Origin of the sequence: Hymenobacter bucti (assembly GCF_042681145.1) — a bacterium.
Lineage (GTDB): Bacteria > Bacteroidota > Bacteroidia > Cytophagales > Hymenobacteraceae > Hymenobacter > Hymenobacter bucti.
Genome location: NZ_JBHUFD010000005.1, coordinates 290,301 through 313,169, shown reverse-complemented (window position 1 = coordinate 313,169; position 22,869 = coordinate 290,301). Strand labels below are relative to the sequence as shown.

Sequence of the window (22,869 nt, the reverse complement as noted above, 5' to 3'; positions counted from 1 at the left end):
GTTGGGGAAGTGTACCGTGGACGCTGCGGGTCCGCGCGCGTAGTCAGCTGGGTAGCCTACCCACGCGCGGACCCGCAGCGTCCACGGTACACTCCTTCACCTCCCCTAACCACCTAAACCGAATACCTTTGCCGCTATGCTTCGCATTGTCAGCTTCACCTTCAACGGCTTCGCCGAAAACACCTACCTGCTCATCGACGAGGCCACCCGGGCCACGGCCATCGTAGACCCCGGCGCCTACTCGCGGGCCGAGCAGGATACCCTGCGCGACTACGTGGCCGAGCACGACCTCGACGTGCAGTATCTGCTTAATACCCACGCCCATATCGACCATGTGCTTGGCAATGCGTTCGTGCTGAATACCTACCCCGGCATCCCGTTCCTGCTGCACGCCCTCGACCTGCCCACCCTGCGGGCGGTGCCCACCTACGCCGGCCCCTACGGCTTCGCGGCCTACGAACCCGCCGAGCCCACCGGCGAGCTGGCGGCCGGCCAGGTAATTAAGCTGGGCGAAAGTGAGTTGAGCGTGCGCTTTGCGCCGGGCCACGCGCCGGGCCACGTTGTGTTCTACGACGCGGCGGGCGGGCAGCTGGTGGGCGGCGACGTGCTGTTCAAGAGCAGCATCGGCCGCACCGACCTGCCGGGCGGCGACCACAACACCTTGCTCAAGAGCATTAAGGAAGAGCTGCTGACCCTGCCCGACGCCACGGTGGTGCACCCCGGCCACGGCCCCAGCACCACCATCGGGGCCGAGCGCCGCAGCAACCCTTTCCTCACCTAGGGGCTTTAGGTAAACCAGCGCATGAGAAAACTTCTACACCTGGCCGGACTGATGCTCCTAGGCACTGCCGCCTACGGCCAAGGGCTGGTGAGCGGCAAAGTGCTGGATAAGCAGACGCGCCAACCCGTGCCCTACGCCAGCGTGGCAGTGCTGGGCAGCGCGGCCGGCACCACCAGCAATGCGGAGGGTGAGTTTGTGCTGACACTGAAGGGGTTGCCGGCCAAGCTGGTCGTGTCGCAGCTCAGCTACGGACGCGATACGGTGGCTGTGGCGGCGGCCGGGGCCCTAGGTGCCATCGCGCTGGCGCCCGCCCCCGTGACGCTGCCCGCCGTGGAAATGGGCAGCTACACCGCCGAACTGCTGCGCAAAGCCTACCGCGAATTGCAGCGCAGCTACCCGACCAAGCGCTACGGCCAGGCGTTTTACCGCCAGGTAACTTACCTCGACGGCACACCTACCGAAGTGCAGGAAATGCTGTGGCACGCCAAGGCCGGCAACGCCGGCCTCGAAGGCACTGCCCTGGCGCAGGCCCGCTACGCCGAGCAAAAAAAAGCGCTGCTCAATTATAAGAACTTTTCCTACTTCACTAAGGAGTTTAATATCTACTCAACCCAGGGCGACACCGCGCGCAAGGGCGCCATTCTGAGTCCTACCACCACGGAGTTTTATACGCTGCGGCTGGTGGGCCTCACGCAAAGCGGCGGCCAGAACCTGGCCGAAGTGGCCTTTGTGGGCAAGCCGGCCTTCAACCCCCAGCACGTGCAGGGTGCGCTTATTATTGACACCGACACGTACCAAATACTGCGTTTTAAGGTGGGTATCGACCGCGAAATGCGCTCCAATAACCCAACTTTCAAGTTCAAGGAAGGCCGGATGGAGTACGAAATCGTGTTTCGGCCCACGGCTACCGGGGCGGTGCTCGACCACCTCACCACCACCCACACCGTGGCAATGGGCCGGCTGCTCAAGCCTGATGTGCAGCTGAAGGCGTCGGCGCTAGCGTACTTCTACGATTGGCAGGCCACGCCCCCGGCCGGCCTCACCTACGCCGCGCCCAACGGCAAAGAATCGGATATCGCCGCCGTAAAACAGGCGGCCTACGACCCCGTCTTCTGGCGCGACAACCCCGTAGTGAAGCGCACCTCGCTGGAGGAGGAAATTATCCGCGCCTTCGAGCAGCAAAAGTCGTTTGGCACGATGTTGACTAACTAGCCTATCTTCTTATTCTCGCTATTTACTTGAAAAAGCACCTTCCCAATACGCTAACCTGCATCAACTTACTGTGCGGCTGCCTGGCGCTTACTTTTATCTTTAGAGGCGACTTGGTAAGCGGCGCCTACTTAGTGGGCATCGCGGCCGTGGCCGACTTCTTCGACGGCTTGCTGGCGCGGGCGCTGCGCGTGTCGTCGCCCATCGGCAAGGACCTGGATTCGCTGGCCGATATGGTGTCGTTTGGGGTGGTGCCGGGGGCGATTGTGTACAAGCTGCTCATCGAAGCGATGGGGTTAGGGCCTGGGCATAGCGATTTCGAGTTGCCTAGCGTGATGATGTTCTTGCCCTGCCTAGGGTTTATTATCAGTATCTTCTCGGCCCTGCGCTTGGCCAAATTCAACAACGACACCCGGCAGACGACCTCGTTCATTGGTTTGCCTACCCCAGCCTGCACGCTGGTGGTGGCCTCGCTACCGCTCATCCTGGCAAACGATACTTTTGGGCTTAGCCCTATTATTCTGAATCAGTGGTTACTGGTGGGAATGGCCGTACTGCTCTCGGGCCTGCTAGTTGCCGAACTGCCGCTCTTTGCGCTGAAGTTTAAGAACTTTCGTTGGTTAGGCAATCGGCGGCGGTTCATTTTTGTGGCGCTCGCCCTAGGGCTGGTAATTTGGCTGCGGGCGGCCGGTATCCCGGTAGCGGTGCTGCTCTACGTGCTGCTGTCGGTGCCCGGCCGGGTGCGCAGCCGCGACGGCGTGGAGCCTAGCCCCAGCGGCAGCCCGCAATAATTTGGCGGGTTGGCGGTTAGCGCGTGCGAATGGCGACCTTGGCGCTGGTGAAGTGCGCGGCCGTGCGGATATTTACGTGTTCAGTAACGGGTTTTTATGCAAAGACTTTTCCGCTTGTTTGGGTTGGTGCTGCTGCTGGTGGCGGGCTGGTGGGCGCCGGCCCAGGCCCAGGGCGGCGAGCAAACCACCAGCGTCCGCCTTACCTGGGATACGTACGCCGAGCTAGTTACCGCTAGCGGTGGTCCGCGCAAAGTGCCCACTTTCCAGGGCGCCTACCACGGGCCGGGCGAAGCGGCCGGTACGCTCACGCTGCGGCTGCCCGGCACCGTAGCCACCGGCGCCTTGCGCGACGCCGTGTACGAGCCCTTTTCGGCTGCCGACGCGGCTTTGCTGCGCACCGCCCCGTTGCCGGCCGTGCCCGCCGTGCGCCTGCGCTACGGCACCGAGGCCCGCCAGCCCATCAGCTACGCACTGGTGCAGCCGGTGCGCCGCAATGCCCAAACCGGCCAGCCCGAGCGCCTGGTATCGTTTACTTATGCCTATCAGCTGGGCGATGACCCCGCTAGCGCGGCGCGCACCACGGCGGTGCACACTTTTGCGGCCGCCTCAGTGCTGCGCGCGGGCGACTGGTTTAAAATTGGGGTGCCCACCAGCGGTATCTACAAGCTCGACCGGGCCGCGTTGAGCAGCCTAGGGTTGCCGGTAGCCGCCATCGACCCGCGCCGAATTCAGGTGTATGGCAACGCCACCGGCGTGCTGCCGCAGGCCAACGCTGCCTCGCGCCCCGACGACCTAGTGGAAAACAACGTGCTGCTGGTGGGCGACAACAACGACGCCGTATTTGATGCTGGCGAGTACTTCTTGTTCTACGCGCCGGGGCCGCACGTGTGGGCCATCGACAGCACGAATAAAGTGCCCACGGGCTTTCGCCACGTCAATAACGTGTATGCCGATACGGCCTATTATTTCGTGACCGTGGGCAGCGCCGCCGGCCGCCGGGTGCCCACCGCCGCCGCGCCCGCCAGCCCGCCGAGCGGCGCGGCCATCACCACGTTCACCGACCGCCGCTTCTACGAGCATGACCTCACCAACCTGCTGCACTCGGGCCGGCACTGGCTGGGCGAGCGGTTTGCGGCGGGCGCCTCGCAGGAGTTCGGCTTCAACGGCGACGCTTATCCCAACCAGGCGCTGGCCGACCTAGTGCCCGGCAGCGTGGCGCGCCTGCGGGTGGCGGTGGCGGCCTCGGCGCTGCAAAGCTCGTCTTTTCAGGTTAGCCTCAATGGTGCGGCGCTGCCCGGCGCGCTGCCGGTGGCGGCCATCTCTACGCTGGCTTTCACCACCGTGGCCAATACCTACGTCGGTAACCTCACGGCCACGCTGCCCGCCAGCCCGGCCGCCGACCCGCGCGTGGTGCTCAACTTTTCCTCCAACGACCCCAGCGCCACCACCAACGGCTACCTCGACTACCTAGAGCTGCTGGTGCAGCGCCAGCTGCGCCTGAGCGCGTCGGCGCTGGAGTTTCGCTCGCTGACCTTGCGCGGCGCTGGCTCGGTGGGCACCTACGCCCTCGACAACGCCACCGGCGCCCAGGTGTGGGAGGTCACCAACCCACGCCGGCCCCTCGCCCAGGCGTTTGCCAATGGCAGCTTCGTGGCTTACACCGACTCGGTGCGCGAGTACGTGGCCTTCCAGCCGGGCGGCACGTTTGGCACTCCTAGGCTTTTCGGCAAAGTGGCCAACCAGAACTTGCACGCGCTCAACGCCAACGGCACGCTGGATTTAGTTATTGTGACTTACCCGCCCTTCCGGAAGCAGGCCGAGCGCCTGGCCCAGCACCGCCGCACCGCCAGCGGCCTGAACGTGGCCGTGGTTACGACCAAGGAAGTATTCAACGAGTACGCCTCGGGTGCGCAGGACGTGACCGCCATCCGCGATTTGATGAAGCAGGTCTACGACCGCAACCCCAGCCCCGCCACCCGCCGCAACTACCTGCTCCTGTTCGGCGATGCGTCGTTTGACTACAAGGCCGCCGCCCATAATGACCAGAGCCAGGAACCAGCCTGGTGGAAAAACAGCCGCCGCCCCTTCGCCAGCGACCCCAACCTCGACCCCGACCTCTACAATCAGAACCTGGTACCGACCTACGAGTCGCGCGAGTCGTTCCTGCCCGTGGCCGGCTCCCGGCCGCTAGCCGAAGGCGTATCTACTTATTCTTCAGAAGACTATTTCGGGCTGCTTGATGACAACGAAGGCACCTGGACCGAATTTGACGGGCTGCGCTACGAGGCCTGCGACATCGGGGTGGGGCGCCTGCCGGTGCGGCCCCCGCGCCAGCGCCGCGACCAGGCCACCAACGACGAGCAGGCCCGCCAGGTAGTCGATAAACTGATTGCCTACGATGGCACGGCCGGCTTTGGCAAGTGGCGCAATCGCCTGACCCTGACCGCCGACGACAACGACCCGAACATCGGTATGACCTTCACCACCGAGTCGGAGTCGATTTTTGCGCCCGCCTTGCAAGCGGCCGAGCCCGCCTACAATATTCGCAAAGACTACCTCGACCTTTTCCCACAACAGACCGTGGCAGCCGGGCAGCGCTCGCCGGCCGCCGAGGCGGCCATCAACGATGCCCTCAACCAAGGCTCGCTGCTGATTGGCTACACCGGCCACGGCGGCCCCACCGGCGTCACCGACGAGCGCCTTATTACCACGGCTTCGCTGCTGGCGCTTACCAACCAAAACCGGCTCACGTTCTTCGTCACCGGCACCTGCGACCTCAGCACTTACGACAATCCCGACCTGACCTCGGCCGGCGAAGCCGTGCTGACGGACAATGCCACGGCCGGCGCGGTAGGCCTGTTCACCACCACGCGGGTGGTGTACTCGTATCAGAACACGCAGCTGGTCACGGCTTTCTACAGCCAGGTGCTGGCCCGCAGCGCGGCCGGCGACCTGCCCTACCTCGGCAACGCCAGCCGCCTGGCCAAGGTAGCGGCCGCCGCCGGCGACCTCAACAACCGCAATTACACCCTGCTGGCCGACCCCACCACCCGCCTGGCCTACCCCCGCCAGCGCGTGCTCATCGACTCCATCAACGGCCGCCGCGTAGCCTCGCTGCAAGTGAGCCTCGACACGCTGAAGGCTCTCGGGCAGGTGCGGCTGAGCGGGCACGTCGAGAACCGCAGCGTGCTGAATGCCAGCTTCAACGGCACGGCCGACATCACGATTTACGATAAGCCCACCACCGTGAATACCCTAGGTGACCAGGGCGGCGTGCCGGTGCCCGTGCGGGTGCAGGAAAACGTGGTGTACGGCGGCCAGGCTACCGTGCGCGCCGGCCGCTTCAGCGTCAAGTTCGTGGTGCCCAAGGACATCAACTACAACGCGGGCCTGGGCAAAATCAGCCTCTACGCCGCCGACCTCACCAACCAGGTCGATGCCCAGGGCTACCAGCTGGTGCCGGTGGGCGGGGCCGCCAAAAACGCCAGCACCGACACCACCCCGCCCACCGTGCAGCTCTTTATGAACGACGACTCGTTCGTGTCGGGCGGCCTCACCGGCGTCAATTCGCTGCTCCTAGGTAAGCTCTTCGACCTCTCGGGCATCAACACCTCCACGGCGGGCGTGGGTCACGAGCTGACCGCCACCCTCGACAATGACCCCATTAAGCTAGTCGTTATCAACGATTCGTACACGGCCGCGGTCGATGATTTTACTCGCGGGCAGCTGCGCTACGACTACAAAAACCTGGCGCCCGGCCCGCACACCATTAAAGTCAAAGCCTGGGATACGTACAATAATTCGGCCGAGGGCAGCGTAGAGTTTATCGTAGCCCAAACGGCCCAGCTGGCCCTCGACCACGTGCTCAACTACCCCAATCCGTTCAGCAACCTTACTACGTTTCACTTTGACCACAACAAAGCCGGCCAGGAGATAGATGTGCAGGTGCAGATTTTTACGGTGGCCGGCCGATTAGTTAAAACTTTGCAAACCAGTGTACTAGCCAGCACCTCGCACAACCAGAGCGTGAGCTGGGACGGCCGCGATGACTACAACGACCAGCTCGCGCGCGGTGTTTATGTGTATCGGATTAGCGTCCGGTCGCCGGCTGACCAGCAGACGGTGAGTAAATTTGAGAAATTAGTTCTCCTGAACTAAAGCACGAGTCCAGGCTTTAACCGTATTATTTTTATTCTATCGATACAGCAATTACTTGGCTTTCAGTATTTCTTTAACCTTAATTGCACGCATTCGCAAGCTGTATCTCTATACCCTCATGACTTCGACTTTTTCTCGTTCGCTGGCCGTTGCGCCAGCTCTTCTGCTGGTGGCCACGGCGGCCCTGGCCCAAACTACCTCGGGTGGCATCCACACGATAACGACGGCGGTGCCGATTCTGACCTTGTCGCCCGATGCCCGCGGCTCGGCCCTGGGTGAAGCGGGCGTGGCTACCTCGCCCGATGCCAACGCCGCGTTTTACAACCCCGGCAAGCTCGGGTTTGTGGATTATAAATACGCCATTTCGCCCTCGTACTCGCCCTGGCTGCGCAAGGTCACCGACGATATGAGCCTGAGCTACCTCTCGGGCTACGGCAAGGTGGGTGACCGCGGCGCTTTTGCGGCCTCGCTGCTGTACTTCGACCTAGGCTCGATTGACTACACCACCGACCGCAACATTGCGCAGGGCAGCTTCAACCCCAAGGAATACGCTTTTACGTTCTCCTACGGCCAGAAGCTGAGCGACAACTTTGGGGTGGGCATCTCGGCGCGCTACGTGCGCTCGAACCTTATCGGGAGCTACGCCGGCAACGACGCGCAGGCCGGTAACTCCTTCGCCGCCGACCTAGGGGCTTACTACAACAAGGATGTGACCATTGGCACGGGGGCGTACAACCTGGCCTTCGGTGCCACGGTGTCCAACATCGGCAACAAGATGGTGTACCGCGACGCGGCCATCCCGAGCTTCCTGCCCACCACGCTGCGCCTGGGCACGGCCATCACGCGCGAGCTCGACGCCTACAACAAGATTACGTTCGCCTTCGACGCCACCAAGCTGCTGGTGCCCTCGCCGTACTACGACGACACAAAGGCACCTAACGACCCCGCCGTGGTGCAGGCCAACAACGCGCGCCTGCAAAAGGGTATTATTTCCGGTGTTTTTGGGTCTTTCACCGACGCGGTGGGGGGCTTTAAGGAGGAGATGCAGGAAATCAACATCGGCGGCGGTCTGGAGTACTGGTACGACAACAAAATCGCGGCCCGCGCCGGTTACTACTACGAAAACCAGTACAAAGGCAACCGCCAATACCTGTCGTTTGGCCTAGGTGCCCGCCTGTCGGCCTTCGGGGTCGATGGCACGTACCTGGTGCCCAACGCGGCCGCCAACCCCTTGGCCGAGACCATCCGCATCTCGCTGCACTTCAACCTCAACAAGCTGTCCGACGCCTTCAGCGAAAGCGGCTCGGGCGGCACCCAGGGCGCGCCCGCAAACTAAGCGGCCTTTTTTTAGGTTCTGCCCTGACAAAAGCAACGTTGTCATTGCGAGGAGAAACGACGCAGCAAGCGCACCCGAACGGCACCCGTTTTGATGCGCTTGCTACCATCGCTTCTCTCCGCAATGACAACTTTGTTTAGGGCATAGCCTGTTATCCTATCGTTAGTTCTTCCCCGTTTCCTGCCGTGCTCAACCGCCTGCTGCCGCCGCCGACCCACCCGCTTACTACTATCACCCTGCCCACGCCCACCGTGCGCCACCTGCCCAACGGCGCCCGCCTGCACCTGCTGGCCAACGACGCCCAGCCGGTGCTGCGCCTGCAAGTAGTGCTGCCCGCCGGCAAGTACCAGGAGCCCGCGCCCGGCCTAGCGCAGCTCACAGCGCGCATGCTCAGCGAGGGCACCGCCACGCGCACCGCCCGCCAGGTGGCCGACGAGGTGGCGTTCTACGGCGCCTCGCTCGACTGCGAGGCCGGCCCCGACCACGCCACGCTCACGCTCTACTGCCTGGCGCGGCACGTGCCCACGCTGCTGCCGCTGGTGCAAGAGGTGCTGGCCGCGCCCACCTTCCCCGAGGCTGAGCTGCTCCAGCTGAAAACCCGCACCAGCCAGAGCATGAGGGTAGAGCGCCAGAAAACCAGCTTCCGGGCCAGCGAAGAGTTTAACCGCCAGCTGTTTGGTGAGGCCTCGCCCTACGGCCGGCCGTTCGACGAGGCGTCGTTTGCCAGCCTCACGGCCGACGAGCTGCGTGCCTTCCACGCCGCGGCCTACAGCCCGGCGGGCGCCGAGATTTTCCTGAGCGGCGACGTGGCCGCCTACGCCGCCACCGTGGCCGAGGTGCTGGGGCAGTGGCAGCCCAGCGCGGGCGCCACCGCCGTACCACCCGTGGCGCCCGTGCCCGACCGCTACCCTACCGGCCTGGTAACGGTGCCGGTCGAGGGGAGTATTCAGGCGTCGGTGCGGGTGGGGCGGCGCTGGCCGGCGCTAGCCGAGGCCCAAACGCCCGAGCTGCTGCTGCTAGCCAAAGTGCTGGGGGGCTATTTTGGTTCGCGCCTGATGAAGAATATCCGCGAAGACAAGGGCTACACCTATGGTATTCACGCCAGCGTGGTGGCCCGCGAGCAAGCCACAACGCTGGTCATCGGCACCGATGTCAACGGCGACCGCGCCGACGCCACCCGCCAGGAAATCGCCTACGAGCTCGAGCGCCTCCAAACCGAGCTGCTGGACGAGAGCGAGCTCGAAACCGTGAAAAACTATACCCTAGGCAAGCTGCTGGGCGAAACGGCCACCGTGTTTGAGCAGGCCGACAAATACCGGCACCTGCTGCTGCACGGCCTGCGCCCCGACTACTACGAGCACTTAGTGCGCCAGACCCAGGCCGCCACCGCCGCCGACCTGCAAGCGCTGGCCCGCACCTACCTCAGCCCCGCCGACATGCTGGCCGTGGTGGCGGGCGGCGCTTAGGTGAGAAGGTTATAAAGTGAGGGGTGAGAAGGCAGGCCAAACGCTTACCTTCTCACCCCTTACTTTATAACCTCCTCACCTTCTCACCTAACCTAGGCGACTACGGCTTTTTCCAAGGATTGCAGAAGCTCCTCCATTTGGTCGGCGTAGGTATTGACGGTAGAGAGGCCGGTGCGGGCTTCCTCAATCTGGCCGCGCTGGTACTGGGTCACGAGAGCCTGGCCCGCCTGTAGGGTGGCTTGCAGGTTCTGCTCCATGGCGCGCACCTCGGGCCGGGTGTTGTAGTGGGGTTTCACCACCGTGGCAAGCCACTGGCCAAAAGGGTTTTCGGCCAGCGAAAACAGGGCCGCGTCGGCCTCGCGCACACCGTAGAGCACCGAGCGCAGGCGCGATTTAAAAAGAACTTGCTTAATTCTGGCTTGTTGAAAATCCAGCGTCGAGAGAGCCATGCTAAGCAGATGGCCGCCCCAGATGGGGCAACCAGAGTAACAAGATAGAGAATAGAACTTTACTAAGCGGCGAAGCCGACTCCGGTACTATGCAGTAGCCGGGGTCGGCCAGGCTAGTCGGGGTTTGTCGAGGCGGTAGGGTTGCCGGCTGTAGTGGGTGCTGCGGCGGCAGGAAGCTTGGCCAGCGCCTCATTCATCAGCTGAATTTCGGCGTTGGCGGCCCACACCTCCGTGTTAATGGAGAGGAGCTGTTGGTTGAGCGATTGCAGATGCTGCTCGCTTTTTTCCAGCTTCTGGCGGCTCACGACCTGGGTGGTTACCTCGAACGCAAAGACCAGAATGCCGTCAATGTCGCCTGCCGCATTGCGCGTGGCCTGGTACACAAAATTGTAGTAATTGTTGCCGAGTGTGCCGGTGTTGGCGTGGTCGAGCTGCACCAGCATTTCATTGGCGTAGAAGGACTTGCCCGTGCGATATACCTCGGCGAGCAGCCCAAAGATGGGCTGGCCGGCCAGCTCAGGCATGGCCTGGCTGATGGGCAGGTCCTGAATGGGCCGGTCGCCGACTAGCTGCTGGTAGAGCGGGTTCACGAGCCGGAAAATGTGCTCGGGGCCTTCGAAATAGCAAATGAGGGCGGGGGCCTGCATCAGCAAGTCGTGCAGGCGCTTGCGCTGGGCTTCGGCATCGGCCTGGGCCGCCCGCACCGCCTGGGTGCGCTCGGCCACGCGGGCCTCCAGGTCGCGGTTAACGCGCTCGACTGCCTGCCGGGCCAGCACCTGGTCGGTCACGTCGTTGGCAAATACCAGAATGCCGTCGATGTGGTCGTCCTCGTTGTAGCGGGCTTGGTAGGTAAAATTGAAGTAAATGTCCTCGGGCTGGCCGTTGTCGGCGCGGGCCAGCGGCACCAGCAGCTCGCGGCCCTCAAAGGTTTCGCCGGTTTCGTACACTTGGCGCAGGATGCCGGGGATAGCCTGGTCGGCCAGCTCGGGCAGGGCGGCCAGCACGGGCTTGCCCAGCAGGTGGCGGCCCGGAAACAGCCGCTGGTAGGCGGGATTCACCAACTCGTACACAAAACTGGGCCCGTCGAGGATGCAGATGGGCGACGGCGCCTGCTGGAAAAAGCGCTCCAGGCGCGCCTGGGCACGTTGGCGGAGCACTTCGGTAGCTGCGGCTTGCAGCGGCGCGGGGGCTTCGTGAGGAGAGGTCATCCAGGGAAAAAACAGTGGGGCGAGGCAGTAAGCTGCCGTAGCCGGCCGGTACGTTGCAAAAAGCAGGCCAGGGCCGCGGCGGCCTGCCTTCAGCAAATGTACTACCCCCACCAGTGCGGACCGCCAGCGGCGGCTAAAAGCCGCTGGCGGCAGGCCTGTAGCTGGTTGGGGGGCGTCTGTGCGCCAGCCCCTAGGCTGCTCAGTATCAGGCCAAGCTGCCCTAGGACAGCACTCCCTGGCTCATGGCCAGCTTGATGAGCGCGGCGGCATTACGGGCCTGGCTCTTTTCGAGCATGTGCTGGCGGTGCGTTTCGATGGTGCGCTTGCTGGTGAAGAGTTGCTTAGCTATTTCGCTGGTAGTAAGGCCCTTGGACAGTAGCACTAATACTTCGGTTTCGCGGCGCGAAAAATTATAAGGATTATTGGCGGGCTCCGCCGTCTGCTCGGTAGTCTTGGCCAGCACTTGGTTCAGCATGCGCAGGCTCAGCTCGTTGCAGAGGAACTGCCGGCCGGCCGCCACGGTGCGGATGCCCAGCACCAGCTCGCTCAGCTCGTTGTTCTTGAGGGCGTAGCCCCGCACGCCGGCATCGAAAAGCTGGCCCACGTACCGCTCGTTCAGGAGCATGGAAAGCACGAGGATTTTAACTTCCGGAAACTCGATGCGCAGGCGCTGGGCCGTGGCCAGCCCATCGAGCACGGGCATGTGGAGGTCGAGCAGTACGACATCGGCGGGGGTGGCGGGCAGGCGCTCGAGCAGCTCCTGGCCGTGGCCGGCTTCGCCCACCACCTGTAAAGTGGGCTCGCGGGAAAACAAGGCGCGCAGGCCATCGCGCATGATGGGGTGGTCGTCAACCAGAAACAGACGAATCATGAGCGGGCTACAGCAGCAGCGTTAAATTATTCGCGGCGGTTGGCGCGGTAAGGGTAATGCAGGGGTAAAGACGGGTAATGCCTCCTAGGGCTGCTTGCCACGCATTAAAAAAGCCAGCTAGCGTGGCTGGCATGGCTGGCTAAGGCGGTTTTTAGATTGGGGCCGTCTCCGCCCCTGCGCATCCTCGCCCCAAAAGGCGAGCTAGCTACCTAGCGGCAGCGAGATGGTGACGCAGGTGCGGCCCGGCCGGGTATCGAGGTGCAGGGTGCCGTTGAGCAGGCGCGTCCGGTCCTGCAAGGCCTGCCAGCCCATGCCTTTGCGCGGCGGCTCGGGGGCAAAGCCCACGCCGTTGTCCTCGACCTGTAGCTCCAGGGTGTGGTCGGTGGCGGTGAGGCTGAGCCGGGCCTGGGTGGCGTGGGCGTGCCGCACGATGTTGTTGGCCAGCTCCTGGCTCATGCGGTATACTGCCAGCGCGAGGTGGGTGGGCAGGCCAGGAGGTAGGTCGGCGAGGTGACAGGTGAGGCGCAGGGGCGCCAGGCTGTAGTCGGCACAGATGTCCTGGATGGCCGCTTCCAAGCCAAAGTCTTCGAGCGTGCGCGGCACCAGCTCGTGGGCCAGTGTGCGGGTTTGCGAAATAGCCGAGGACAGCAGGCCGGCCACCCGGCGCTGGGCCTGGCCGAAGGCGTGCGGGTCTTGCTGATACTGCCCGGCGTCGAGCTGCCCTAGGCTGAGCTTGGCGGCGTACAGCAGCTGGGCTAGCCCGTTGTGCAGGCTTTCGGCAATGCGGCGCTTCTCGCTTTCTTCGGCGGCCAGCACCGCTCGGGCCAGCAGCTGCTGCTGGTCGAGCTGGGCTTGCTGCGCGCGCTTGAGGGCCGTGATGTCGCGCCAGGTGCCCTGTATCAGTGGCTTGCCCTGCGCTAAGATGGGGCTGAAGGCTATCTCATCCCAGGCTAGCTGGCCGGCCGAGTCGTAGCGTATCCATTCGAGGCGGCACCAGCCCTCGGCGCGGGCGCGCGCGAGGCAGTCGCTGAGCATGTCCACCGAGCGCCGGCCATCGGGCTGGTACTCGGGCCAAAACTCGGCTAGGTGGTGCTCCACCACCTGCTGGCGGTTGGTGCGGCTCATCAGCCACAGGGCGGCGTCGTTCACATCCACAATGTGAAAGTCGTCGAGCAGCAGCATGCCATCGCGGCTTTGCTCGAAGGTGGCCCGGAAGCGGGCTTCGCTGCGGGCCAGCTCGTCGCGGGCCTGGCGGCGGGCCGTCACATCAAGCAGCGCTAGGCGGTAGCTCGCGAGCTGGTCCGGCGTGGGGGCCGTGGCCACCCCGTCGAGCTGGGCCACCAGCGACGACTCGTCGTGGCGGCGCATGGTTAGCTCGCAGGTGTGCCGCTGGCCGGGCTCGGCCAGCAGCTGGTCCAGAAAATCGGCGAGCTGCGCGCGCTCCTCGGGCGCCACAAACAACGCCAGCCGCCGGTGCAGTAGCTGCTGGTGGGTGGCGCCCAGCAAGTTGGCCGTCTCCCGGTTAAGCTGTTCGATGGTGCCGCTGGCGCCTAGGGTGCAGTAGCCCACGGGCGCAAAGTCGTAGAGGTCCACGTACTCGGCGTGGTGGCGGGCGGCCTCGGCCTGGGTCAGCAGCAGCTCCTCGTACTGTATTTCTAGCTCTATCTGGTGCACTTGCAGCTCCTGCACGAGGTCCTGCAATTCGGGGTCCACTGCGGTTGGTATGGCCTCCACCGACAGGCGCCGCCGCTCGGCGCGGGCGCGCAGGTCTTGCAGCGCCAGGTGGGGGTCCGGAGAAATCATAGGCTTACTGCGGTGAAGAACAATAAGATTACGCCCAGACTATAAAACGTACAAGCTCACCATTTGTAGTAAGCTGATAATTAGTTTGTTATATCTCTTCGATTGCGCGCACTCCCAGCAGTACCCAGGCAGTAGACTGGCCTTGTTGCAGCATGCGGCGGCCGTAGAGGTGCACCCGGCGGCGGCCTATGCCCAGAAAATCGGCTTCCAGCACAAAGTCATCGAAGGCGTCGGCCAGCGGCGTCACGCTGTCGAGCAGGCGCTGTAGCCGCTCGCGCAGGGCGGGCTGGTTCCAGGCGCCGCCGCTGATGGTGGCCAGCGGCTGGCCCTCTAGGTCGGCCGCTACCAGCCCAAACGCTTGGGCAAACGAGGGGCTGGGGCTATGCAGCCGCAGCTGCCGGTCGAGGGCCAGCACGGGCTCGCGCATGGCCTCCTGCATGCTCTCGATAAAGATGGCCTTGTCTTGCAGGTTGCCTTCGAGCTGCTTGAGGGCCGTGATTTCGGTGAAGGTGATGACGGCCCCGTTGATGTAGTTGTCGAGCGAGCGGTAGGGCAGAATGCGCATCGTAAACCAGTCGCCCCGGGTGGTTTCGATGTTCACTTCCACGCTGGTGAGGCGGCTCAGCACCTGCTGCACATCGCGCAGCAGGTAGGCGTAGCGCAGGTTGGAGGCAAAGTGCGCCAGCGAGCGGCCCACGTCGGCGGGCAGCAGGTTAACAATGCGGCTTACCTGGGGCGTAAAGCGCTTCACCATCATGTCATTATCGAGGAAGATAATGGCGATTTCGGTGGCGTCGAGCAGGTTTTTCATGTCATTGGCACTCTGGCTCAGCTCCTCGGTTTTGGCCAGGTACTGCATGTTGAGGGTCAGCAGCTCCTCGTTCAGGCTCTGCATTTCCTCCTTATTGGTCATGGCCTCCTCGTTGGTGCTTTGCAGCTCCTCGTTGGCGCTTTGCAGCTCCTCGTTGGTGCTTTTGAGCTCTTCCAGGCTGCTTTCCATCTCCTCAATGGTGGTTTGGAGGCGGTGCTTGGTGTACTGCAGCTCCTTGTCGAGGGCCGCCACTATCGAGTCGCGGCTGTCGGCGGGGCTGGCCATGCTAGCCTTGCCCTGGCGCACTCGCTGCGGGGTGGGCTGGTCCTCAAACACCACCAGCAGCAGCCCCTGCAGGGCGTCGGGCTCGGCGAGGGGCTTCACCGTGAGGCGCAGCAATTGCTGCCCTAGGTCGGTTTTGACGTGGATATTTTCCACCACCACGTCTTCGCGGGTTTGGATGGCGCGGTGCACGGCCCCGCTGATTTCGAAGCTCAGCTCGCGCCGCGCCATCTCAAACACGTTGAGGCCGCTCATGCCGGGCGCGGGCTCGAGGTAGCGGCCGGTGCGGCCGTTCACGTACAGGATTTCGCCCTTGCTGTTGATGACGACGGCCGGCGGCGTGTAGGCCTGCAGTAGGTTTTTCTGGATGAGCGTGGCAAACGGGCCACTGTGGCGGTGCGAAGAGGCAGCGGGTAGCATAAGAGCGGGCGAGAGCGCGGCGGCCGGCGAGTGCCGGGTGGTGCCAAACGGGAAGTTGATGAGCCGGGGCACGGCCGAGGCGGCCTCGGTGCGGCGCGAAATTTTCCACTTCACATCCAGTGGCTGAAACAAGTCCAAAAACCCGGTTAGGTTTTCGCTAGGTCCCAAAAACAGCAGCCCGCCGGGGTTTATGGCGTAGTGAAACACGGGCAGCAGGTTGCGCTGCAGCTCGCTACTGAGGTAAATGAGCAGGTTGCGGCAGCACAGCAGGTCGAGCTTGGTGAAGGGCGCGTCCTTGTTAATGTTGTGCAGGGCAAATACCACCAGGTCGCGCAGCTCCTTGCGCACCTGATAGTGGCCGTCGGCCTTGATGAAGTAGCGCTCCAGGCGCTCGGGGCTCACGTCGGCGGCCACGCTTTCGCGGTAGAGGCCGGCGCGGGCCGCGTCGATGCCCGCCGCCGAAATATCGGTGGCAAACAGCTGAAGCTTGAGCCGGCGCTCGGGCCCCAGGCCCTCGATAACTTCGAGCAGCGCAATGGCCAGCGAGTAGGCTTCCTCGCCCGTGGAGCAGCCCGGCGCCCACACCCGCACGGTGCTGCCGGGCTCTTTGCGCAGCAGCACGGCCTTGAGGTGGTGCTGCAGGCTGGCGAAGGCATCGGTATCGCGGAAAAACTTGGTGACGCCAATCAGCAGCTCGCGAAACAGAACCTCCACCTCGTAGGGGTTCTCCTGGAGGTAGCGCACGTACTGGGTAAACTCTTTGATTTGGTGCGAGTTCATGCGCCGCTCGATGCGCCGGAACACCGTGTTGCGCTTATAGAAGCTGAAGTCGTGGCCCGTTTGCTGCCGAATGAGCAGGAATATTTTCTGGAGCGCGTGCGAGGGCTGCTTGGCCGAGGGGGCCACCGGCGAGCGGCTGGGACGCGGGTCGAGGGGGCGGCCCACGTAGTCGAGCAACTGGTCGGGCATAAGCTCGGGCGGCAGCACAAAATCAACAAACTCGGTGGCCAGCGCCGCCTTGGGTAGGGCGGCGTAGGTTGCCGAGTCGGGGTCCTGCACCATCACCATCCCGAAGTTTTCCATCACGAGCTTGAGGCCCTGGCTGCCATCGGCGCCCTGGCCCGAAAGCAGGATGCACACGGCGCACTCGCCCGCGTCCTTGGCCAGGCTTTGCAAAAAGCAGTCGATGGGCAGGCGGCGGTTGCGGGGCCGGGTGGGCTTGAGCAAGTACAGCACCCCGTGCAGCAGGTTCAGGTCGTGGGTAGGCGGGGCCACGTACACCTGGTTGGGGTGCACCCGCAGGCCATCGCGGGCCTCCTGCACGGGCAGGCTGGTAAAGCCCTGGAGCAGCGGCACCAGCGCATCGGGCTGGTCGGGCAGCGGGTGCACCACTACCACGTAGGCCAGGCCCGTGCGCGTGGGCAGGTGAGCAAAAAACTGCTCGAGTGCTTCCAGCGACCCCACCCCGCCCCCTAGGGCTACTACCGGAAACTTTTCGGCGCTGGGCGAGGTGCCACGGGCCGCGGCTCGCGCCGCGCGGCTGGGCTTGGGGGCAGGCGTGGCCGGGTCGGCAGCAGCGGCCTCGGCGGCAGTGGGAGTAGGGTTGCCGGCCGGAGTCGAAGAGTCTTTCATGGAGCAGAATGTAGCGCCCCACGCCCAGCGCTGCGGGGCAGCGCATGGTGCCAAACGGGGAATCTAGCCAAATTTAGGGTAATGAAAGCACTTTACCGAACGCTATTATTAGCGGGCTTTCGTACACTTGCAGGGAGTACGTCCTTCCCTTTTCAAGCCTTCTCGTGGTCGTTCCTGCGTATCTCATTGTCATTGGCACTTCGGCGGGCGGTATGCCCGCGCTTACCCGGTTGGTAGCCCAGCTGCCGGGCACCCTGCCGGCCGCCGTGCTAGTGGTGCAGCACCTCTCGCCCGACTCGATGGGCGAGCAGTTGGCGGCGCGGCTCGGCGAGCACACGGGCCTGCGCTGCCAGCTGGCCACCAACGAGGCGCCGCTCGAAGCGGGCCACCTCTACCTGGCCCGGCCCGACCACCACCTGCTGGTGAAAGACCAGCGCCTGCTGGTAGCCAAAGGCCCGCGCGAAAACGGCTACCGCCCCGCCGTCGATGCCCTGTTTCGGTCGGCGGCCGTGGCCTACGGGCCCCGCGTGGTGGGCCTGGTGCTCACTGGTATGCTGCACGATGGCACCGCCGGCCTCGAGTTTGTGAAGCGCTGCGGGGGCACGGCAGTGGTGCAAGACCCCATCGACGCCGAGTTTCCGAGTATGCCCGAGAGCGCGCTGCGCGCCGTGGCCGTCGACCACGTGGCGCCCCTCAGCCAGCTGGGCCCGCTGCTGATGCAGCTAGTGGACCCGGCGCGCCCGCTGCCCCCCGAAAAAGTAGTGATTCCGCCCGACCTGCAGCTCGAGGCGGCCATTGCCGAGCGCGTGGTGGGCACCGTGGAGCAGGTCAACCAGCTGGGGCACCTGGTGCCCCTCACCTGCCCCGACTGCGGCGGCAACCTGTGGCAGGCCAACCACGGCCACGTACTGCGCTACCGCTGCCACACCGGCCACACCTTCACGGCCGCCGCCCTGGCCGAGCACAACCAGCAGGAGCTGGAAGAAACCCTGTGGGTGGCCCTGCGCATGATGGAGGAGCGCAAAAGCCTGCTCTTGGGCATGGCTAACCACGACAACGGCCACTGGAGCCAGCGCCAGGAAGAACGCCTGGCCGACCTGAAGCGCCACGTTAACCGCATGCGCGAGTTTTTGGTCAATGGCAACGAGGGCACCAGCCCCACTCCCGGGCAGTCCTAGGGCAGTTTCTACTAGTCAGGATGCAGTTAAAGGATGAAAAGTAAAAGGTGTAAAGCGCCGCGCGCTTTTACTCCCTTCCCTTACCGCTAGCCGGCACGCGGAACGCAAAACCGCTTCAGATACGCCACTTCTGCCGCAGACTGCGCGGCTACGGCGGCGCTTACCCTCCCAAAATACTGTTTAGCTAAATGCTGCCTGGGTAGTGGGGCCGCGGGCACGAGCGCCGCCGCGGAAGCCTAAGGGCTTCCAAAGCAGGCCTAGCGGCGGGGTGCTGGCAGTTAGCTCCGCGGCTGGGGTAGCTAGGCTGTAGTAGTCAGGCTACTTGTGCTATAAGCAGAGCTTGCGGCCGGTGGCCAGCCCGGGAATATACCTATGCATAGTAACCAGCGTGAAATGGTAAGAAATTCTTGAAAAATAAGTAATATTCACAGATATAATGAGACCGTTTTTAGGGTAAATTTGTCTTGGATTTATCTTATTACGAAAATGGCTATGCGCGCCTATGTAGAAGCTCGTTCCAGCAGTTATCTGCTGACCCTGCACGCCACTGAAACGGGCGCCTATCCGTTGGCGGCGGCCCTGCGCCGGGCATTGCGCAGCGCCCGGTGCAGCGTGTGGGTCGATTGCCGCCATGTGTCGATGCTTTCGGCCGAGGTTCTGGGGCTGCTGCGGCAGTGCGCCAGCCGGCTGTGGCGCCACGGCGGGCACCTCATCCTGTGCCACCTGCCCGAGGCCACGCGGGCCAGCCTCAGCGCCGAGGCTCACCAAGCCGCGGCCGCCAGCGAGCCACTCGCCGCGTCGCTGCTCGACGCCACGCAGTATGGCCTGGCCTGGCCCAGCAGTAGCCAGCCCTAGGGCTGCTGCTTTCGGATTTGCTCGCTAAGCACCGCAATCACCCGCAGAATCTCGTCTTGGGTAGAGGCGCGGTAGGCTAGGGCGGCCTCAGTTTCGCCCGGCTCTTCCCAGGCAGCTAGGGCGGCCAGGGTTTCGAGGCGCCCGACCGATGCTTCGATGCGGGCGTAGATATCGGTCCACAGCTGCTGGTTCCAGGCGGGCTGCTGCAACAGGCGCAGGCGCAGGTCGAGCAGGCTCATTACTACGCCCGCCAGGCGCTCGAGCAAAGTAGCCTCCTCGGGGCTGAAGGAGCGGGGCTTGTAGTCGATTACGCACAGCACCCCAATGGAGTAGCCTTCCTTTGTGCGCAGGGCGCTGCCCGCGTAAAACCCCAGGTTCAGCCGCTGCACCAGGGCCGGGTTAATGAGGTCGCAGGGCTGCTCCCGAAGGTTTTCGAATACGCTGGTGCCGTCGTGCAGCATCGCCACCGAGCACAGCGTTTCGCCGCGGTTCACGCGGTCCAGGGCCGCATCAAGGCCGTAGTTGAGCCCGAACCGCACCTCCTCTTCCTCCACAAACGCGATGATGCCCACGGGCACGTTGAAGAGCTTGGCCGCTAGGCGCACCAGCTCCGCAAAGGTCTCGTCGTGCATGGTGTTGAAGAGCTGGTAGGGGCGCAGGGCCTCCAGGCGCAGCGACTCGGGCAGCGGCAGGAGAGTAGAAGATTCCATAGAGGGGTGCGGGGCCGCGGCGGTAGCTGAACACTAAATAGTTTGGCCTCACATCACGGTAACTGAATTCTTGGCGGGAAGTTATCTGATTAGCGTGCAAGTAATCAGTCGAAAAGCGCAACATCTGCCAGGTGGCCGCACCCAAACGTAAGCAGTGCCACGGGCAGGCCAAGCGGAGGCTTTGCGGCTGACCTGCGCCAACGCGGCGCGGCGAACGGCTCCGGAGCGGTGCAGAAAGGTATCTCAACCCGGCTAAGACCTGGACGAGCACAGCTCAAAAAGAAAGCCCCGGCCCGCGCTAAAACCGCCTCTCAGCATAGTTTTAACGTGGGCCGGGGCTAGTTGCACCAGGCCATCAGGCGGAAGTGCCTAGGGCTGGCCTGGGCTACTTGGTGGTTGGCAGGGCAAGGGTTCCATCCTTGAGGCCCGCGGCGGTGGCTTTCACCTGCACGGTGCTGGCCGCCGTGCCCGCCTGCACTATCGCCACCAACTGCCCCTGGAAAGCGTGCATCTGCGGCTGCTGAAACGCCTCCAGGTTGGTAGCGTCGCCGTTGCCGATGGCGCGGAAGCTGCCCCCGCCGCTCACCACGAAGCGCAGCTCGTTGGTGGCGTCGGGGCAGAGGGTGCCCTGCGCATCCTCCACGCGGGCCGTGATGTAGGCCAGGTCCTGGCCGTCGGCCGTGAGCTTGGGGCGGTCAGTTACGAGCTTGATGTGGTGGGGCGCGCCGGCCGTGCGTACTTCTTCGGTGGCGGCGGCTTTGCCCTGGGCGTCGTAGGCCACTACTTTAATGGTGCCGGGCTGGTACTTCACCTCGGGCCATTCGAGGCGGTAGCGGGTTTGGGGGTTGTCGGTTTTACTCTTGGTTTGGCGGCCCTGGCTTTTGCCGTTCACAAAGAGCTCGGCCGAGGGGTAGTTGGTGTAGCAGAACACGGGCGTGGTCTGGCCCTCGCGGCCGGCCCAGGTCCAGTGCGGCAGCAGGTGCAGGGTGGGCTGGGTGGGGTTCCAGCGGGCGCGGTAGAGATAGTACCGGTCCTTGGGCTGGCCAGCCAGGTCGATAATACCGAAGTACGAGCTGTGCGACGGCCATTTCTCATCGTAGGGCGTGGGCTCGCCCAAGTAGTCAAAACCCGTCCACACAAACTCGCCTAGGGTATACGGTAGGTCGTCCTGGGCCGCAAACTCGATGTCGGGTATCTGCGACCAGCGGCAAGCCTCTAAGTCGTACGACGACGACTGGTTATCAGGATACTGCTTGTCCTTGGCCAGCTCGGCCGGAAACTTGTACACCCCGCGCGAGCTCACGGTGGAGGCCGTTTCGGAGCCTAGCAGAAAGCCCTGCGGCAGCTTGGTAATGGCGTCGGCGTAGCGGTGGGGCTTGTAGTTGAAGCCCGGAATGTCGAGCACGGCCGCGATGCCGTACTTAAAATCGTCATCGTAGCGGTCCATGCCCATAGTTACGGGGCGGGTGGGGTCTTCGCGGTGCACGATGTCTTGCAGGCGCTTTGCAATGGCCGGGCCGTTGGGGCTGCTCTGGTCGGGCACCTCGTTGCCGATGCTCCACATAATGGCCGAGGGGTGGTTGCGGTCGCGGTGCACCATGTTGGTGAGGTCCTTCTCCACCCACTGGTCGAAGTACTGGCTGTAGCCGTTCTTCACCTTCGGCGCTTTCCACTCGTCAAACGACTCCACCATCACCATAAAGCCCATCTCGTCGCAGAGCTGCATCAACTCGGGCGCCGGCATGTTGTGCGAGGTCCGGATGGCGTCGCAGCCCATGTCCTTGAGAATGGCCAGCTGATGGCGCAGCGCCGCCGTGTTGATGGCCGCGCCCAGCGGACCTAGGTCGTGGTGGTTGCACACGCCCTTGAACTTGCGCGGCTGGCCATTGAGCGAGAAGCCCTTGTCTTTCTCAAACTTGAAGCTGCGGATACCAAACGGCGTGCGGTACGTGTCCTGCACCGTGCTGCCATTCAATATCTTAGTCTCGGCCGAGTACAGCACCGGCGTCTCGGGCGACCACAGCTTGGGCGCCGCCACCGTGAAGCTCTGCTCGGTTTCGGCGCCGGCCACTACGTCGGTGGTGGCGCGGGCCACTACGGCGCCGGCCGCATCGCGCAACTCGGTTTGCAGCTTGAGGCCGGTGGCGCCGGTGGGCGCGTCTACCTTGGTGCGCAGCTTCACCGTGGCTGAGGTGGCCGACACCTCGGGCGTGGTGAGGTAAGTGCCCCACACCGGCACGTGCGCGCCTAGGGTCGTGATGAGGTGCACGTTGCGGTAAAGGCCCGCGCCGGGGTACCAGCGCGAGGCTTCGGGCTGGTTTTCGAGGCGCACGGCCAGCGTATTTGCCCCCTTAGCTTGCAGGTAGGGCGTGATGTCTACTGAGAACGAGTTGTAGCCGTAGGGCCAGAACATCACCTCCTTACCGTTGAGATACACGCGGGCGTTGCTCATGGCACCGTCAAACAGCAGCACGGCGCGGCCGTCTTTGCCCAGCGCGGGCACCGTGAGCGGGCGCCGGTACCAACCCACGCCCACGAAGGGCAGTCCGCCCGTGCGGCCCGATTTTAGCGAGGCCTGCTTCTCGCCATTCTGCTCAATCTTAACTACTTGCTGGTCGTTTTTGCCATCAAACGGCCCCGAAATGGCCCAGTCGTGCGGCACGCGCACGGTCTGCCATTTGGCGTCGTTCAGCTCGGGCTTGGCGCCGTTGGGCTGGTCGCCCTTCGTAAATTTCCAGTTGCTGGTGAGCAGTGTTTCCTGGCGGGTTTGGGCGGCGGCGGGCAGGCTGGCGGCCAGCAGCAGCGCGGCCGCTAATGGTTTGGGCAAAGGCATAGCGTGGGGGATAAGTAGTACCTAGGGCGGCCGGCGAGCGGCCGCTATGGTTCGGCAAGTTAAAGCCCCTAGTTTG

General features: G+C 63.8%; 15 protein-coding genes. 8 read left to right on the top strand and 7 right to left on the bottom strand.

What is annotated here, in order from left to right; translation table 11 throughout:
• Positions 1–136 precede the first annotated feature (136 nt).
• The 6 genes from ACFSDX_RS13420 to ACFSDX_RS13395 all read left to right on the top strand — a co-directional run bounded on the left by ACFSDX_RS13420 (position 137) and on the right by ACFSDX_RS13395 (position 9,741).
• Positions 137–781 carry an MBL fold metallo-hydrolase gene (locus ACFSDX_RS13420; RefSeq protein WP_382314332.1) on the top strand — a complete coding sequence of 215 codons (645 nt, stop codon included), beginning with the start codon at positions 137–139 and terminating at the stop codon, positions 779–781.
• Between the two features lie 21 nt (positions 782–802).
• Positions 803–1,993 (top strand): carboxypeptidase-like regulatory domain-containing protein, encoded by a 1,191-nt coding sequence (locus ACFSDX_RS13415; protein ID WP_382314330.1) that lies wholly within the window; start codon positions 803–805, stop codon positions 1,991–1,993.
• Between the two features lie 26 nt (positions 1,994–2,019).
• A complete protein-coding gene (locus ACFSDX_RS13410; RefSeq protein WP_382314328.1) occupies positions 2,020–2,781 on the top strand; it encodes a CDP-alcohol phosphatidyltransferase family protein in 762 nt (253 codons plus the stop codon).
• A 96-nt stretch (positions 2,782–2,877) separates the two neighbouring features.
• Positions 2,878–6,939, top strand: a complete 4,062-nt coding sequence (gene porU, locus ACFSDX_RS13405) for a type IX secretion system sortase PorU (protein WP_382314327.1) — start codon at positions 2,878–2,880, stop codon at positions 6,937–6,939.
• Between the two features lie 118 nt (positions 6,940–7,057).
• Complete coding sequence (porV, locus tag ACFSDX_RS13400; protein WP_382314325.1) at positions 7,058–8,275, top strand: type IX secretion system outer membrane channel protein PorV; 1,218 nt, start codon at positions 7,058–7,060, stop codon at positions 8,273–8,275.
• A 185-nt stretch (positions 8,276–8,460) separates the two neighbouring features.
• Positions 8,461–9,741: a M16 family metallopeptidase gene (locus tag ACFSDX_RS13395; RefSeq protein WP_382314323.1), complete on the top strand. Its 1,281-nt coding sequence runs from the start codon at positions 8,461–8,463 to the stop codon at positions 9,739–9,741.
• Between the two features lie 92 nt (positions 9,742–9,833).
• Here ACFSDX_RS13395 and ACFSDX_RS13390 read toward each other — a convergent pair whose 3' ends face one another.
• The 5 genes from ACFSDX_RS13390 to ACFSDX_RS13370 all read right to left on the bottom strand — a co-directional run bounded on the left by ACFSDX_RS13390 (position 9,834) and on the right by ACFSDX_RS13370 (position 17,217).
• Positions 9,834–10,190 (bottom strand): hypothetical protein, encoded by a 357-nt coding sequence (locus tag ACFSDX_RS13390; RefSeq protein WP_382314321.1) that lies wholly within the window; start codon positions 10,188–10,190, stop codon positions 9,834–9,836.
• Positions 10,191–10,303: 113 nt separating this feature from the next.
• Positions 10,304–11,398, bottom strand: coding sequence for a PAS domain-containing protein (locus ACFSDX_RS13385; protein ID WP_382314319.1), 1,095 nt, complete (start codon positions 11,396–11,398; stop codon positions 10,304–10,306).
• Positions 11,399–11,618: 220 nt separating this feature from the next.
• A complete protein-coding gene (locus tag ACFSDX_RS13380; protein ID WP_382314317.1) occupies positions 11,619–12,269 on the bottom strand; it encodes a response regulator transcription factor in 651 nt (216 codons plus the stop codon).
• A gap of 201 nt (positions 12,270–12,470) precedes the next feature.
• Positions 12,471–14,072, bottom strand: coding sequence for a PAS domain-containing sensor histidine kinase (locus tag ACFSDX_RS13375; protein ID WP_382314315.1), 1,602 nt, complete (start codon positions 14,070–14,072; stop codon positions 12,471–12,473).
• An 88-nt stretch (positions 14,073–14,160) separates the two neighbouring features.
• Positions 14,161–17,217, bottom strand: a complete 3,057-nt coding sequence (locus ACFSDX_RS13370) for a CheR family methyltransferase (RefSeq protein WP_382314313.1) — start codon at positions 17,215–17,217, stop codon at positions 14,161–14,163.
• 164 nt (positions 17,218–17,381) lie between these two features.
• Between ACFSDX_RS13370 and ACFSDX_RS13365 the strand changes: the two genes are divergently transcribed.
• Both ACFSDX_RS13365 and ACFSDX_RS13360 read left to right on the top strand, forming a co-directional pair.
• Positions 17,382–18,395 carry a chemotaxis protein CheB gene (locus ACFSDX_RS13365; RefSeq protein WP_382314311.1) on the top strand — a complete coding sequence of 338 codons (1,014 nt, stop codon included), beginning with the start codon at positions 17,382–17,384 and terminating at the stop codon, positions 18,393–18,395.
• A gap of 492 nt (positions 18,396–18,887) precedes the next feature.
• Entirely contained in the window at positions 18,888–19,250 is a 363-nt protein-coding gene (locus tag ACFSDX_RS13360) for a hypothetical protein (RefSeq protein WP_382314309.1), read from the top strand.
• Here ACFSDX_RS13360 and ACFSDX_RS13355 read toward each other — a convergent pair.
• On the bottom strand, positions 19,247–19,960 hold the full coding sequence (locus ACFSDX_RS13355) for a GAF domain-containing protein (protein ID WP_382314307.1): 714 nt from the start codon (positions 19,958–19,960) through the stop codon (positions 19,247–19,249). The genes ACFSDX_RS13360 and ACFSDX_RS13355 overlap by 4 nt on opposite strands.
• Before the next feature lie 385 nt (positions 19,961–20,345).
• Positions 20,346–22,793 (bottom strand): beta-galactosidase GalB, encoded by a 2,448-nt coding sequence (gene galB / locus ACFSDX_RS13350; protein ID WP_382314305.1) that lies wholly within the window; start codon positions 22,791–22,793, stop codon positions 20,346–20,348.
• Positions 22,794–22,869 lie beyond the last annotated feature (76 nt).